General features: G+C 40.3%; 10 protein-coding genes and 1 CRISPR repeat array. Of the genes, 4 read left to right on the top strand and 6 right to left on the bottom strand.

Annotation, left to right across the window (positions count from 1 at the left end; all coding sequences use genetic code 11):
- Positions 1 to 29: 29 nt before the first annotated feature.
- Together AC0VZ4_RS08105 and AC0VZ4_RS08100 are read right to left on the bottom strand one after the other, a co-directional pair.
- Positions 30 to 2,060, bottom strand: coding sequence for a 2Fe-2S iron-sulfur cluster-binding protein (locus tag AC0VZ4_RS08105; protein ID WP_475441402.1), 2,031 nt, complete (start codon positions 2,058 to 2,060; stop codon positions 30 to 32).
- Positions 2,032 to 2,190 carry a hypothetical protein gene (locus AC0VZ4_RS08100; protein WP_475441401.1) on the bottom strand — a complete coding sequence of 53 codons (159 nt, stop codon included), beginning with the start codon at positions 2,188 to 2,190 and terminating at the stop codon, positions 2,032 to 2,034. The genes AC0VZ4_RS08105 and AC0VZ4_RS08100 overlap by 29 nt, the downstream gene beginning before the upstream one ends.
- Before the next feature lie 394 nt (positions 2,191 to 2,584).
- On the opposite strand from AC0VZ4_RS08100, the gene nirB reads away from it, so the two are divergent.
- The 4 genes from nirB to AC0VZ4_RS08080 all read left to right on the top strand — a co-directional run bounded on the left by nirB (position 2,585) and on the right by AC0VZ4_RS08080 (position 7,894).
- Positions 2,585 to 5,158: a nitrite reductase large subunit NirB gene (gene nirB, locus AC0VZ4_RS08095; RefSeq protein WP_475441400.1), complete on the top strand. Its 2,574-nt coding sequence runs from the start codon at positions 2,585 to 2,587 to the stop codon at positions 5,156 to 5,158.
- Entirely contained in the window at positions 5,145 to 5,498 is a 354-nt protein-coding gene (gene nirD / locus AC0VZ4_RS08090; RefSeq protein WP_475441399.1) for a nitrite reductase small subunit NirD, read from the top strand. Before nirB ends, nirD begins: the two co-directional genes overlap by 14 nt.
- Before the next feature lie 9 nt (positions 5,499 to 5,507).
- On the top strand, positions 5,508 to 6,371 hold the full coding sequence (cobA, locus tag AC0VZ4_RS08085) for a uroporphyrinogen-III C-methyltransferase (RefSeq protein ID WP_475441398.1): 864 nt from the start codon (positions 5,508 to 5,510) through the stop codon (positions 6,369 to 6,371).
- Between the two features lie 260 nt (positions 6,372 to 6,631).
- A complete protein-coding gene (locus AC0VZ4_RS08080; protein WP_475441397.1) occupies positions 6,632 to 7,894 on the top strand; it encodes a nitrate- and nitrite sensing domain-containing protein in 1,263 nt (420 codons plus the stop codon).
- A gap of 180 nt (positions 7,895 to 8,074) precedes the next feature.
- Positions 8,075 to 10,326: a CRISPR direct-repeat array (repeat unit 28 nt; unit sequence TTTCTAAGCTGCCTGTGTGGCAGTGAAC).
- A 128-nt stretch (positions 10,327 to 10,454) separates the two neighbouring features.
- Here the strand turns inward: AC0VZ4_RS08080 and cas6f are convergent.
- Genes cas6f through csy1 form a run of 4 tightly spaced genes read right to left on the bottom strand, consistent with a single transcriptional unit; the run spans position 10,455 to position 14,486 of the window.
- Complete coding sequence (cas6f, locus tag AC0VZ4_RS08075) at positions 10,455 to 11,093, bottom strand: type I-F CRISPR-associated endoribonuclease Cas6/Csy4 (RefSeq protein WP_475441396.1); 639 nt, start codon at positions 11,091 to 11,093, stop codon at positions 10,455 to 10,457.
- Positions 11,094 to 11,099: 6 nt separating this feature from the next.
- Positions 11,100 to 12,083, bottom strand: coding sequence for a type I-F CRISPR-associated protein Csy3 (gene csy3, locus AC0VZ4_RS08070; RefSeq protein WP_475441395.1), 984 nt, complete (start codon positions 12,081 to 12,083; stop codon positions 11,100 to 11,102).
- Between the two features lie 52 nt (positions 12,084 to 12,135).
- A complete protein-coding gene (gene csy2 / locus AC0VZ4_RS08065) occupies positions 12,136 to 13,128 on the bottom strand; it encodes a type I-F CRISPR-associated protein Csy2 (protein ID WP_475441394.1) in 993 nt (330 codons plus the stop codon).
- 2 nt (positions 13,129 to 13,130) lie between these two features.
- Positions 13,131 to 14,486, bottom strand: a complete 1,356-nt coding sequence (gene csy1 / locus AC0VZ4_RS08060) for a type I-F CRISPR-associated protein Csy1 (RefSeq protein ID WP_475441393.1) — start codon at positions 14,484 to 14,486, stop codon at positions 13,131 to 13,133.
- Positions 14,487 to 14,564 lie beyond the last annotated feature (78 nt).

The raw sequence follows: 14,564 nt of genomic DNA, 5'->3' as shown, positions 1-14,564 counted from the left end.
AATTTTACCCCATAGCTCTATATTAACAACTACAGCTCTATATCAAGCTCATCAACGCCTTTAGCTGGTACGGCGCAGCAAATTAGCGCCTGCCCTGTCTCTACTGGGTAACTTACGTCATTACGATAAACCACAGCGCCTGCATTTATTTTTACGGCGCAACTGCCGCAGCTGCCGTTTCGACAGCCAAATTCAGGTTCTAAACCATGGGATTCGGCTACATTAAGTATAGTGTTATCGCCTTTGTTCCAGCGCTGTTCAAAGCCCGATTTACTAAATTTAATTACAGTGTTGTCTGCTTCCTCAGTGCTAATCTCTTTGCTTTTATTAGGCGCTTCGTTTGTGTTAAGTACTTTGCGCTTAATACTGGAGGGCCCAAATGCTTCAGCAAATATGTTTTTATCCTGCACACCGAGCAATAACAGTTCGTTATATACGTGTTGCATAAACGCTTCTGGTCCGCATAAAAAGAACTCGTAATCATCAAGTGGTAAATAGTATCTAAACACATCCGCATTTATGCGCCCTTTTAAATCAAAGCTTTCGTCTTTTAAATTAAAGCTCTCATCTTTTACGTTAAAGCCATCGCCTTGTTTTTCACTAAGCTCAGGCTGCGATAAAAGTGAGTAGTAATCTATCGCCCCGCCACTCGTATCTGCAAGTGTTTTTAGCTCGTTATAAAACGCACGCTGTTGGGTGTTTTTAGCACTGTGAAAAATATGCAACGGGCGAGTATAACGGGTTCTTAACCCTTCGTGTGCAATGTGTTTAGCCATTGAGATCATAGGTGTAATGCCTATTCCGCCACCAATTAGCACCGCAGGTTTAATGCTGGTTGGGTCAATAAAAAACTGCCCTTGTGGGTATTTAGCTAAAATAACGCTCCCGAGTTTTACATTATTATGAAAGTAGTTAGAAACCTCGCCACTGAGTTCTTTTTTAATAGATAACCGATAAAATAGTTCATGAGGGCTTGATGACACGGTGTAGGTTCTAATAACAGGTTTGCTATTACTGTTATTGCTACTATTTTTACATGGTATTTGTACAGTTAAATGCTGCCCAGCTTTAAACGGTAACAAGGTTGTATTGTTATGCCCTTCTAAATAAAAGGAGGTAATTACATTACTTTCTTTTATTATTTTGGTTACTTTTAAAGGCTGCCAAGTATGTTTTAGTTTTTCTGCTTGTTTGTTTTTATCAGCCTCAAGCCACGTGCCCGTCATTTTAGTGTTAGGGGAATAAGCATCAAATTTAGCACTAAACGGGAGTAAGTTTTTAAGCCACATTCCTTTAGTAAGCGTAAATTTCCAGCCTCGGTCTGCGCCAATAAAGCCCTCAAGCTCTGGGTGCCCATCCCATAAAATTTCAACGCTGCCGGTAAGCATTAATACATTGCCGGTGTCAAAATCAGGAAATAACAAACCTGCTTTTGGATTTAATAAAAAGTTACCTAGCGTATTAAAAAAATTATTACCTGCGTAATCAGGAATCGTTAATGTATTGCCTTCGCGCTTTACAAAGCCCGGCAACCCACCACGGTGAGAAACATCAACCCCTTCAATTTTTGGATTGTTTTTAGCGGTTATAAAACTTGAAACAAAAAATGTATCGGTGGTGTCAATTAACGTACTGGCTGCGTTATCAAGTGTATTAAATTCAACTTTTTGTACTGCATTACTTTTAAGTAAAGGATCTCTATTAAACGTTAAGTCGCGCGTTTGAATATACTGCGGGCAATTTCCAAAGGATTGATCAACATTAAAACTCACTTTATTATCACTAATTACCTCACCTACGCGCACATTTAAACGGTTACGCCTGCGCGTGCTTAACTCAATGCCTAATAAACCAATTGGCGAGCCGGCAATATTTAACGTGTTATGTAAGGGGTCGTTTTTATCAACCGCGTGGGTCATTAATAACGACGTGGGTGTGGGGGCGCTTAAAAAGCCTGACTGTCCTGAAACAATAGATACCCACACATCGGCGTTTTCATCAACACTGCCTGCAACCACAAATGGTAACTGCTCAAAAAAGGCTTGATGCTGCTCTGGCATAAATGAGCGCACGGCACGTTTGCCAAATGTTGCCAAATGTTGCCATTATTTCTCGTTTACCGAGTTTGTCTTGTATTGCCAGCTCGCCTTCGTGAAACGGTGAAGCATCTATTGAGTTTGTGTTAGTCATTTTGATCGTAATTCGTGTGCGTATTTTATGGGTTAAATTTAACGCAACACACACTCAATGATAATGAGTGTTTTATTGACTGATAATGCACAAAACAATGACAATACTTGCACCCTCTTAGTGCTAGGCGCGCACCAAAATATAACAAAATGGGTTTTATCATTACTCTAATAATACATTAAATACTATTTAAACAATAACTTAAAAAACTGGCTGTATTTTTGCAAACATTCTATTAACAAGCCCATTTTACTTACGGCAAAAATTTAGGTTGTGAGCACAATAGCTATTAGCAACCACCGGCAAAGAAGCCCGCACACAGTTATGCATAATGCGTATTTGTGGCGGGCTTTTTTGTTAATTGTATTTAAACCGTCACTTTAAGGAATGCCCTATGCAAACCTCGCAAAAAATACTCATTATTGGTAATGGTATGGTCGGACACCACTTTGTTGAGCAAATGCGCCAAAGCGATGCCAACGCAGACATTACTGTACTTTGCGGAGAAGCAAATCTTGCATACGATCGCGTGTACTTATCAAGTGTATTTGATGGCAAAACAGCTGCCGATTTAGCACTTACCACTCACGACAACTACAAACAGCTTAATATTAATGTGCATACCAGCCAGTGGGTTGAAGGCATTGATAGAACAGCAAAAATAGTGACCACATTAACCGGTGAGCAATACCCATACGACAAACTGATACTCGCGACAGGTTCATTTCCGTTTGTGCCGCCTATAAAAGGGAACGACCAACCCCATTGTTTGGTGTATCGCACATTAGAAGATTTAGAACAAATAAAAGCCAGTGCCGCTGTAAGCAAAAGCGGTGTTGTTATTGGTGGTGGTTTGCTGGGGCTTGAAGCCGCAAACGCAATTAAGCAACTAGGGCTTGATACCCACGTAGTTGAATTTGCGCCGCAACTTATGGCTGTTCAGCTTGATGGACAAGGCGGTACGCTACTAAAAAATAAAATAGAAAAACTCGGCGTAACGGTACACACATCAAAAGCAACCAGTGAAATAGTAAAAGGTGAAACGAGCCGCTTTAGATTAAATTTTTCGGACGAGTCATTTTTAGAAACAGATCTGATTTTGTTCTCTGCCGGTATTCGCCCGTATGATCAGCTCGGTAAAATTGCTGATTTAGAACTGGGTGAGCGCGGCGGTATTATTATTAATAACCAATGCCAAACGTCAGATCCTGATATTTTAGCCATTGGTGAATGTGCCCTGTGGGACAAAAAACTATTTGGCTTAGTAGCACCGGGTTACAACATGGCGCGCGTTGCAGCGAGTCAATTAAGTGGTGGCGAGCTTGAGTTTTTAGGTGCTGATATGAGCACAAAACTTAAGTTATTAGGTGTAGAAGTAGGCTCAATTGGTGACGCTCATGCAAAAACGCCAGACTGTAAAGAACTTATATACCAAGACGCTATTCGCGGCTGCTATAAAAAAATTATACTAAGTGAAAAAGGCGATAAATTACTGGGCGCTGTACTAGTTGGCGATACCAGCGATTACGATACTTTATTGCAGTACATGCTTAACGACATGGACTTACCAGAAAACCCTGAGTGTTTAATTTTACCAGACAGCGGCGGCGCGCCGTCGTTATCGGGCAGCGCCCTACCCGACACCGCCACTATTTGTTCGTGTCACAATGTGAGTAAAGGCGACATTATAGGTGCAATTGATGGCGGCTCATGCGATTTAGCATCGGTGAAATCATGCACTAAAGCAGCAAGCGGCTGTGGTGGTTGTGCCGCGTTATTAAAATCAGTTGTTGATAACGAATTAGCAAGCCGCGGTGTTGAAGTAAACAACCATGTATGTGAGCACTTTGCGTATTCACGCCAAGAACTACTGCACATGGTAAAAGTAGAAAGCATTAAAAGCTTTGATGACTTACTAACTAAACACGGCAGCGGTCATGGCTGTGAAATATGTAAACCTGCAATTGGCTCTATTTTAGCCTCAACATGGAACGACTTTATTTTAGAACCCGCTCATGTTGGCTTACAAGACACTAACGATACGTACCTAGCAAACATGCAAAAAGATGGTTCGTACTCTGTAGTACCGCGTATTGCTGGCGGCGAAATTACCCCCGACAAACTCATTGTAATTGGACAAGTAGCAAAAGACTTTAACCTGTACTGCAAAGTCACTGGTGGTCAACGTATTGATTTATTTGGTGCACGCTTAGAAGAGCTTCCTGTTATTTGGGAGCGACTTATAGAAGCCGGATTTGAGACAGGTCATGCCTATGGTAAGTCTCTTAGAACCGTTAAATCGTGTGTGGGTAGTACGTGGTGTCGTTATGGTGTGCAAGATAGCGTTGGACACGCAATAGAAATAGAAAACCGCTACAAAGGGTTACGTGCGCCGCATAAATTTAAAATGGCGGTATCGGGTTGCACCCGCGAATGCGCCGAAGCACAAAGTAAAGATATTGGCATTATAGCCACCGAAAACGGCTGGAACTTATACGTGTGTGGTAATGGCGGTATGCGCCCTCGCCATGCTGATTTATTTGCGACCGATTTAGACACGCCAACACTTATTAAATACATTGACCGCGTAATTATGTTTTACATTAAAACGGCTGACAAATTACAGCGTACATCGGTATGGATGGAAAACCTTGAAGGCGGTTTAGACTACCTTAAAAGCGTAGTAATTGACGACAGCTTAGGCATTTGCGACGAGCTAGAAGCGCAAATGGAGTTAATTACACAAACCTATGCGTGTGAGTGGAAAAAAGCGATTGAAAGCCCTGATGCAGCCAAACGATTCCGCCAGTTTGTTAATAGCCCCGAAACCGACGATAACATTTTGTTTGTACAAGAGCGTAACCAAATCCGCCCTGCTACAGAAGCCGAAAAGCGTGAGCAACGTAATACACAAAACCGTATTCCAGTAATGGAAGTTGAAGAGGAGCAAGCTGATGTCTTGGCATAATATTGGAACAATCGACAACCTAGTGGCTAATAGCGGCGTATGCGCATTAGTTAATAATCAGCAAGTGGCTATTTTTTACATTCCGCAAAACCCAACGGCTGTGTTTGCCATTAGCAACTACGACCCTATTGGCAAAGCTAATGTATTATCGCGTGGCATTATTGGCTCAATCGACAATAAATTAGTTGTTGCATCGCCTTTATATAAGCAACACTTTTGCCTAGAAACAGGCGCATGTTTAGAAGCACAAGCAATACACTTACCGGTTTTTAATGCAAAAATTGAAGACGGCAGTGTATTTATAAGCTCTGTACCAAAAGTTACAACAGCTGTGGCTTAGGGGAATAGTATGAGTGTACTGTCTTATTTTTCGGGTATTGAAAACGTGTGGTTAAATAAACTTGTGACTAAGCTAACAAGCTCAAATGATCGCAGTGCTAAAAGCGGCAACGTTTATATAATTGGTGCGGGTCCAGGGGACGCAGAGCTAATTACGGTAAAAGCGCAGCGTTTAATTAATACCGCCGATGCTGTTTTATACGATTGGTTAGTAAGCGATGATTTATTAAAAACGCTTCCTAAAAAAGCACAGCGAGTATTTGTAGGTAAACGTGCGGGTAAGCATTCGATGACCCAAGCTAACATTTGCGAACTACTGGTTAAATACGCGCAACAAGGCTTAAACGTAGTGCGTTTAAAAGGCGGTGATCCGAGTATATTTGCACGTATTAACGAAGAAGCCGATGCGCTTAGTAAGCATAATATTAATTTTGCTATTGTGCCGGGTGTCACAACGGCTTGCGCTACGTCCGCTTATACGGGTATTCCGCTTACAGCAAGAGACGTAGCCCGTAGTGTTACATTTTTAACGGCGCAGTTTGCCGATCCTAACAAGCAACCTCATTGGCAAAATTACGCGTTTATGCCTGGAAACAACAACCCCACTTTAGTGGTTTATATGGGGCTTTCGCGCTTACAAACGCTAAGCTGCGGTCTGCAATCAGTGGGCTGGCCAAGCAATACACCCATCGCACTAATAGAGAACGCTACTACCACTAAGCAAAAGGTAATTACCAGTACGCTTGAACTGATAGTAAATGAGCATGCTAAACACGACCTTCAAGGCCCTACCCTAATTATGATTGGTGAAGTAATAAATCATAAAATGGCAATTAGCCCCCAATTATTGCAAGCCGCTTATTGTAATGCTTAACAAATCATACGCGCTTACTTTGCTATTTTAGAGAGCTAAGCGCACCTTCTTTTATATAAGGTTCACAACTGTGCAATCGGTCTTTTTAATGCACCAAAAAGGGCCGTACCTATTTATATGTTAATTGTAATATTAATAAATAAATTCTTATGTCTATTTTAAGCGACTGTTTTAATTTGATTTTAAATTCTATCGTTAAATTTGTTAGTAATTGGAACAAGGGTTGCACTTTAAAAACAAAAAAGTGCGGAATAGTTCCAATGGCGACAAGCAATCCTCTCACAAAACAGTTTTTATTAGCGGCTAAATATCAAGAAATACACGCGCTAAAGCAATTACAAAACAGTTGTGCCTCGCTTACTAAATTAGGCGATTTTGTACATCAGTTACAAAAAGAGCGCGCAATGAGTAATATATTTTTAGCCTCAAATCGTGAACGATTCAAAACCCAATTACAAGAACAAATCCCTTTAAGCGACAGCGCACAAACTGCATTTTATGATTCTCTTAAACAAACATTTATAAAAGACAACGCCGATACTGGCCATACTCGGTTATTTAATTTAATTACCTACAGCTTACAAGCACTCGATGCATTATCGGTATTGCGCAATCAAATAGCACAACAAAACATTAGTGCAGTGCATGCTACGCAGTCGTTCACGCAGTTAATTGCTAGTTTACTCAATATTATTTTAGAGGCAGCAGATGGCGCAAGCGATCCTAAAATAACGCGTTTATTAGTTGCCTTTTTTAACTTTATGCAAGGTAAAGAATATGCAGGACAAGAGCGCGCCTGTGGTGCACAAGCATTTGCAGCGAGTAAATTTACCACTGAGCAAAAACAACAACTCGCGCATTTTGTACAAGAACAAAACCACAGTTTTGACTTTTTTAATGAGTACGCCGATGCGCACCTTTTAAAATGCTTTGCCACATTAACAACACATCAGGTTAATAATCAGGTAGAGCAACTTAGAAGTTTACTGCAAAAACTCGATGACGAGAACGCTCAACCGCTCTCACAACTGAGTGAAGTATGGTACGAAGTAACCACCACGCGCATAGATATAATGCACAAAATTGAACAAAATATAGCAGATCAATTAATTGATACCGCAGCAATGCAAATAGCCTGTGCTCAACGTAGTTTAAATACAAATAAGCAGGTACTTAACAATATGGCAGAGCAACACATAGCCCCGACTTTTGGGCAATTAGCTATTAAGCAACCAGATCCAGAAGTAAGCCAAAATATAGCGGCCGATAAGCTCAATAGTAATAAAAGTATGTATGATTTAATTATCGAGCAAAGCCAGCATATTAAACAAATAAACCAAGCGTTACTTGACGCTAAAAAAGTTATTAGTGAGCAAAAGGTTATTCACCAAGCCAAGTACATACTTATTGAGCAATTAAAACTCACTGAAGAACAAGCCCATAAACAACTTCAAAAGCAAGCGATGAATTCACATAAAACGTTATACAGCGTAGCGCAAACAATTGTGGAACTGAGTGATTGAAAAACGTCTCTGATACCAATCCGCAATAAATAATTAAGCGAATTTGTATAGGAGCATGATAGATTAAAGAAACTTCGTATAATTTATACTTCCCTGACCTAAATTTAGCGACGTAATTAAGTAACCCTTCATTTTAACAACCATAAACGATTTACTCATGCAATTTCCTAACTCCATAACTTTTTAAGCCGCCTGTGTGGCAGTGAACTTACTACCTTTCGCTTTTCTTTTGTAACAGTTTTTCTAAGCTGCCTGCGTGGCAGTGAACCGCTTTAACCAATAAATATCATTTTTTAGTGTTTTCTAAGCTGCCTGCGTGGCAGTGAACGAAAAAGCCAATAACGCCCAACAGTTCATTAATTTTCTAAGCTGCCTGTGTGGCAGTGAACATAGTTTATCCACTTAAATCTCTTATTTGAGTTTTCTAAGCTGCCTGTGTGGCAGTGAACAAAACGATGGATCACCATTTCCTTACGACAAATTTCTAAGCTGCCTGTGTGGCAGTGAACAAGATGATAAGCAAAAATTACGCGCCTATTCTTTTCTAAGCTGCCTGTGTGGCAGTGAACTCCGCGCAGGCATTAGCCAGCACTTTAGTTACTTTCTAAGCTGCCTGTGTGGCAGTGAACAATAGAAACATGGCGTCGTCATTCGGCTTCATTTTCTAAGCTGCCTGTGTGGCAGTGAACAACGAATTGATAAAAATGGGTGCTTGCACTGATTTCTAAGCTGCCTGTGTGGCAGTGAACTACATCCGTTGTGCGGTCAGTATCTCGTCGGTTTTCTAAGCTGCCTGTGTGGCAGTGAACTTCACTACCGCCTTTTAAAGCGATTAATTGCTTTTCTAAGCTGCCTGTGTGGCAGTGAACGGAACGGTGACGTATTTACATGGAATCAAAAATTTCTAAGCTGCCTGTGTGGCAGTGAACAATTGAAATACAAGTACAACAAGCATACAGCGTTTCTAAGCTGCCTGTGTGGCAGTGAACCCATTCTCCAGCAGTAACAACCGGTGCAACTTTTTCTAAGCTGCCTGTGTGGCAGTGAACTTGTAACTTTTATACCGTTTTCAGTGCCTTCATTTCTAAGCTGCCTGTGTGGCAGTGAACTTGTTCGCCTTTTGTTTTTTCTGGTACTCAACTTTCTAAGCTGCCTGTGTGGCAGTGAACAATTGTGCCGCAGCCAAATAATCTTCTTGAGTTTTCTAAGCTGCCTGTGTGGCAGTGAACGTTGATGGCGGTGCGGACGTTGATATTGCAAATTTCTAAGCTGCCTGTGTGGCAGTGAACCAGTAGTGCCATTCGTCATCTACGACAGGCGTTTTCTAAGCTGCCTGTGTGGCAGTGAACAAATACGTACAAATTACGTCTGGTATTGGCGGTTTCTAAGCTGCCTGTGTGGCAGTGAACGAAAAGGCTGGTCAAGCTGGTGTAATCGCTACATTTCTAAGCTGCCTGTGTGGCAGTGAACCATTCCCTGAATTTATCACCCCTTCAGCTAATTTTCTAAGCTGCCTGTGTGGCAGTGAACAAAATCGGATGTGTCGTGGAGCATGATTGCGTTTTCTAAGCTGCCTGTGTGGCAGTGAACATTGACCCTAGAATAGTAAGACTCGGCATTGATTTCTAAGCTGCCTGTGTGGCAGTGAACAGACTAACGCTTTCTGGTAGCGCATCTATGCCTTTCTAAGCTGCCTGTGTGGCAGTGAACAACATACGTAGCGTTCAATGCCGGTAACCTTGATTTCTAAGCTGCCTGTGTGGCAGTGAACCAATCGTGTCAGGGTTGTTTAACTCTTCTTCTTTTCTAAGCTGCCTGTGTGGCAGTGAACTAGTAAACAAAGTCACCAACCGAAGCGGTAGTTTTCTAAGCTGCCTGTGTGGCAGTGAACTTTTTTTAACCTTGCTTCTGTTGAACGGATTGTTTCTAAGCTGCCTGTGTGGCAGTGAACGCCAATACTTTATTTTTTAGAGGCTCATAGCGTTTCTAAGCTGCCTGTGTGGCAGTGAACAAATTGATGAGCTTGAGAAGAAAGCGGAAGACTTTCTAAGCTGCCTGTGTGGCAGTGAACGATAGTTGCAGAGCTAGCTAAGTTCTTTTCAAATTTCTAAGCTGCCTGTGTGGCAGTGAACGCGCCTTGATGATGCGCAAGTAATCACGGATATTTCTAAGCTGCCTGTGTGGCAGTGAACTATTTAACACTCTGATAGTTGCGCCCACCTTTTTTCTAAGCTGCCTGTGTGGCAGTGAACATCGACCATGAAATCTTGCAGCTAAAAGAAAATTTCTAAGCTGCCTGTGTGGCAGTGAACTCCTTCCCTGATGCCGATACGCCTAGCGTAATTTTCTAAGCTGCCTGTGTGGCAGTGAACTTACTTACGTGAAAAGATGGTGCAAGCTAATGTTTCTAAGCTGCCTGTGTGGCAGTGAACAATAGAATACCGATAAAAAAATAAGTTACAACAATCAAATAGGTTATTTTTGGCAATTTAACCTAAAATTTTTGATGGTTTGTAACTTATTGTTTTTAAATTATATTTTTAAAGAGCAAAAATAAGGGTTAAAAGTGCGGTACACTTACCCACTTACTTATATCTTTATGGTTTGCGTTTAAACCATAACAATTTACATGTCCTTTCTGCGGGTTCTCAAGTTCTATTCTTTTAATAAATAATGGAAACTTTATATTTTTCGCTGGATCACGTTGTTTTGTTTTTTGGCTTTCTAACCATATAAAAGGGCGTGTTGACCTTGCTTTAGGCTTACTTTTTTCAAGTGATAATAAGCATTCTTCCAAAGGTTGCCCTGATTTTTCAGACCAGTATTTCGCTTTAGCTTGCATCTTTTTTTCAATACCGGCCTCCCCTTTTACATGCTCTCGGGTAAAACACACATGCGTTATTTTCTCTGGTACTGGTTTAATCGATTTTATGTGTACGTAATCTTTAAATCGACTTAGCCAAGTTGGTATATTTAGCTCATTTAACTGTATTTCAGTTTTAGCAAATAGCCTTAACTGATCCCCTAATGGAAATAACTTTTCGCCATAGCGAGAAAATGCCACAGCAACGGCCGATTCATTTTCTCCTATTTTGTTATCAACAAGTGCAATATGAATTTGCTGATATATTTTTTGCCAAAGGAACCCTAAATTTGCTTCAGCATCGGGTAGCAGCGTTATTTCGAGATAATATTTCATATTAATTTATTCCCCAAATACGCCACCACGAATTAACATCGCCATAATATAGTGTTGCTGTTCAATCGCTGGCTCTTTACCTTTGATCATCCAAGCATCAAGTAAATTATAAAAGTCTGTTTTTTCTTTTGGCTGGCGGTAAGCTGCACCACGGTTTGTTACTGAGCCGTATGGTTCAACGGCAATTGGACCTACTTCGTCAACAGCTGGATGCCAAGTATCGATTGTGCGTAAGGCATTACCAATTTTTTGAGAGTGCATTGCGGCTTGTCCATCAAGCTGATATAAAAATTTACTTTTATCGCCTTTACCACCGCCCATTACTAATTCTTGTGATGGGTACACAGCTTGGCCTTCACCTAATTGGCTATACGCTTGGACTTTTATAAGTACATGATTATCGGTTAAGCCCTGTTGAATAAAGTGTGCAAGTTGAGTGATTTTTTCGTCACTTGAAAACTCACGCAATGAATAGTCTTGGCAGTTAAACTCAATGGTTTCATTTGCCACGGTTACAACCACTTTTACGTTTTCGGCACCTACTCGGTTACGCCATAAAAAGCGAGCACTAGCAATATTAAAAGCATAACGTTTTGACAATTCTTCAAAACTCACATCTGCTTGGTATTGCGTTATTTTATTAGCTAATTGTGCTTGATAATCAGGGTTATTACACGTTGATGGTGTTGCTAAGTCACTTAATACGCGCAAGGTAAAAACTACTTTTAAGGTATCTGTGTTATGTGCTAATGCGGCAATGTCAACTGTTTGCAAATTAGCTTTAGATACTTCTGCATCTAATTTTGTTGGATCATTTGCCGTTGCTGCTTTTAAGCGGTTTGAAATTGTGCCACGTACTGCTTTTTCCCCCACTTGTATTGCTTGCCATGCTTGCTGCTCCCAGTTACCTGCAAACATGATTGCGTCTGATGGTACTAACTTAGCTTCAAATGCTAATACTGAGGGTGTTTTTAATTTAATTTCGGCCATTTTTATTACTCCATTGATAAAATATTTGGTTAACTTCTTTGTTACACATTAATTAATAAGGCATTGCTTCATCTAATTCAGAACTCAAATCAGAACTATCAGGTTCAATCACTTCATCTTCGAAAGGGCTTGTTTTAGCAACATACCAAGGGTATTGCTGTTCATACCGCCAAAGGGTTACTTCAATATTTTGTATGTTATGTATGCTTTTCCATTCACCTACGCTATAAGCACTTTCAGCAAAGACAGTCGGCACCGTTGCATCTCTTACATTGCTCACTTCACCCGCTTCATAAATTGGAGAGATTGCACAATACCCCGTGTTAATAGGCACTAAATAGCCACTTTGAGGTTTTGCTACATATTGCCAATTAGCTTTTTGTTTTACGCTTTCAAGGGCTTCGGTTTCTTGCTCATCTTCACTTGTTATTTTTTCAGCTTTAAATTTAAGCTGGGCAAAATCACACCATGCATCAAATAAACAAGCGTTATCGTTTATGCTTTTTTGCTGTTGAAAATACTCAGCTAAATAATCACTGCGATCAATTAAGGCAAAACCTGGCATTAATTTACGCAGTGTTTTTTGTTCTTCATTTAACGGGGTCAACTCAATATTTTCTACGTGCGTAATTTGACCGCCTGCTAAACGTAGCGTTGGTACTTTTTGTTTTACCTGTTCAATTAATTGTTCTGTCGTTTCTGTATCGCCGGCAATCAAGCCATTAACTTCAATCAACAAAGATACTTGCATATGCATGCGCCCTTCTTCATTAATGGGTGCCGTTTTGCCTTGGTGAGTTAGCGGGTTACGGGATAATGCAAAAACATAGTCGCCCCACCCTTTAGGTTGTCTTGCGTGTACTGTGTTTTTATGGCTAATTACAGCAACGCCACCTAAATTAACGGCTAACGTTTCAGGTAATTTACGTGATAATGCATGGGCAAAACCCAAAAAATTAGTTATGGCAGGAAAACCATACGTTAAACCCGCAATGGCGTTGGCATTTTGTACCGATACTTTTTTAAGTAATAAATATTGGCTCATGGTTACGCCTCCGCTAATTTGGGTGTGTTGTGTTCAAAACGTTTTAGCTGATGCAAACAAACTTTGGAAAAATAAGCATGTTCGATATCACCTAAGCGATATTTTTCGTCATTTTTTAATTGTTTAATTAACCAACTGGCAAAATCAGCCGCTATCACAGCTTGCCAGTCGAGCTTTTCACGCTCACGTTTAAAACCCTCATGTGGGTTATAAACATCAAGCCACAAAGCATGGGCGGGTTTTAGTTTGCAATGTGATTCACTTGCCCAGCCTGCTGGTAATGTTTGAATGTTGGCTGCGTGGATCATTAGTTGATCGAGTATGGGTAAAATAAAGTGATAATCGCGCTTGTAGCGCACTTTAAAGTTATTTTCTTCAAGTTTTAAATTACTTAAAAAGGCTTTAAAGTCGCGCAAGTAAGTCGATACTTTGTATGTTAGTTGTCGGTTAAATAAACTGGTATTATTTATAGGCGGCTTAACTTGTGCCTGAAAAGTAGGAGGAGCTGTATTTAATAAAAAATTCTGACCATAACGCTCACTATTTAGTTGTGAAATGTTTTGTGGTTTTGAACCACCAAAGCTCTGCACGGCGGTATTTGGAAAGCTTATATCCATTCGTTCATCGTACTTATTGGATCTGCGGGCATCACGAATATCTTTTGAATCACCAAAGCGCGTATCGGTGACTTTTTTATGTAAATTATGCGCCAGTGCCGATGAAAATAGCGGACACAATAAATGATATTCAAGATCATTACTTTCTGACTTCACCGGAAAATAAATCTGCTTACTTAAATTATGTGAGCTTAACTTTTCATCGGCCAGTGCTAACTTAAAGCCATCAACCCAAGTTTGTAACAATTCGTCATTATCAGTAAAAACACTTAACGCTTGTGCATGATTTTGTTGCAACTGCGTAATAAGGCTTTCACCATTGACCGTTATATTTAGCAGCTTTGCAACATCTAATGCTGCCGCATTACCTACAGCATCAATTGCTTTATTTGTTAAGCTTGTTGTAACAAGGTATTGATTATTTATAGTTTGACTATCTGTACATGGCTGACTTACTAAAATACTGCTCGCTTTGGCATCACTATGAGTAAATTTTGCCGCATGGGTTGCTAAACTGATTTGTTTTGCTCGCCTAGCTGCATCAGTTAACCACATCACAGGTTTATAACCTTCTTCAATAGGTGCCGATTTTTCTGCGTATTCTGCTTTAGCTGTCGCTATTTCTGTTTCGTTTTCACTTTTTTCTAACACTTTATTTAGTGCTTTTTGAAAAGGTTCCAACTTAGCTTGTTTACGCTGCTCTATATAATCAGCTAGCGCATGAGTTAATGTTGCTTCCATATTAAAATATCTCCTTAAAGAGTAGATTTACTATCAAATAAAATACAAATAGAACCATCCAAACATTGAATAGGGGGA

Source organism: Pseudoalteromonas sp. QJM3NY_22, assembly GCF_056173065.1.
This window is presented reverse-complemented; position numbering and strand designations above follow the sequence as displayed.